The organism is Burkholderia sp. Bp9031 (assembly GCF_003857965.1).
In the GTDB taxonomy this organism is placed as follows: Bacteria; Pseudomonadota; Gammaproteobacteria; order Burkholderiales; family Burkholderiaceae; genus Burkholderia; species Burkholderia ambifaria_A.
The window spans coordinates 1-1486 of sequence record NZ_QTPW01000085.1; the positions used below are offsets into that span (position 1 = coordinate 1).

Genomic DNA, 1486 nt, shown 5'->3' on the forward strand with positions numbered 1-1486 from the left:
TAGTCGGCCCTGAACAATTCACTTTTCCTTGCGGATGAGTTCATGCCGCCGACAGCGCAGCGGTTGTGACGCTGAGCAAAGCGACGAGAATCAGGGCGTAAAGAAGCCGCAGCTTCCGCAGGATCATCCGCAGATTGTGGCCGGCGCCGCACAGCACTGCGTGAATCGCATCGCCCAACGCGCCCTTGAGCCAGTTTCGATCAAGTTTGCCGTCCGCCTTCATGTGCCCAATGGCCGGCTCGATTGCACTGCGACGTCGGATCATCGCGCGCAGGCCGCGTGTGATGCCGCGTCGCAACCCTGGGTGATAGACCTTCACGCCGTCGACGGCGACGCCCTTGTAGCCGCGATCAACGACAGCGATCTCCGGTTGAACATCACTCAAGATCGCCGCCTGTTCCAACGCTTCGGCCAGCGTGTGCCCGTCGTACGGGTTGCCTGGCATCGAGCGCGCTCCAATCACCAAGCCTTCCTTGTGCGTCGTCGTGATCGACACCTTCACGCCGAACTCGTACGGCCTACGCGCTTTGCCCTTGGAGATACATTCCACCTCAGGCGCGTGCAGCGCGTACAGCTTGTTTTTGTCCTTCGTCTTCTGCGACAGAATCCGCTTCGTGCGGCCAATCAGTTCTTCCAGCGCCGGGCGCCCTTGTTGCGCGACGCCATCGAGCTGCCGCTCGACGTCGCGCATCACGCGGCCCACGCGCGAACGCAAGGTTCGCAGCGCCTTCTTCATCCGCTTGTATTGCTTCGCATGCGCATAACGTCCGATCTGCCCCGCCAGCCGTGGGGCCTCGCGGTTGTAGTTCTGCCGCAGCTTCAGCCCGTGTCGGGCAGCAGCCTTCACCAGATGTTCCCGGCAACGTTCGAGCAGACGCGAATCGGTGGGATGCGCAATCGCCTTTTCCATCACCGTTGTATCGACGATCACCCGTTTCAGGCTCGACGTCTTGATGACGTCGGCACGCTTGGCCGCCTCAATCGTCTCGGCCAGCAGTTCCTCAACGCCGGCTTCGCCCAGCCGCTTGCGCCAGCGCGTCAGGCTCGACGGATCGATCGGCGGCTTCGTCTGCAAGTACGTCTCGCCGGTGAAGACCTGCCAATACGGGTTCTCCAGCCATTGCCAGACCACGTCTTCGTCCGACAGGTCGAACGCGTGCTGCAAGTACAGCAGCCCTGCGATCAGCCGCGGCGAGCTCGCCGGCCGGCCCCGATGCGACACGAAGCTCTCGCTCATCGCCTTGTTCAGCCGATCCCAATCAATCAGATCGGCCAAGCGCACCAGCGGATGCTTCAAGTTGATCTGCTCGCGCAGCGGTTGGCGGAAGAAATCTCCCTCGGTCGTCGGCGTCTTCGGACCCATCCAAACCTCGTCAGAATTTGCAGGAATCTCGCGTCAATATGCCTGCGCCTTGCAAATCTCACAACACCGTTTCAGCTATCGAGCCTTGCTGCACAAGCCTTTGCGAATTGTTCAAGGCCGACT

The 1486-nt window shown here is 61.3% G+C and carries 1 protein-coding gene; it reads right to left on the minus strand.

The features are described from left to right. Window positions 1–40: 40 nt before the first annotated feature. Window positions 41–1363: an IS5 family transposase gene (locus DIE15_RS36600; RefSeq protein WP_124665735.1), complete on the minus strand. Its 1323-nt coding sequence runs from the start codon at window positions 1361–1363 to the stop codon at window positions 41–43. Window positions 1364–1486 lie beyond the last annotated feature (123 nt).

Coding starts and splice junctions, on each gene's coding strand:
- DIE15_RS36600 (WP_124665735.1), bottom strand. CDS start 1,363: ATGGGTCCGAAGACGCCGACGACCGAGGGAGATTTCTTCCGCCAACCG.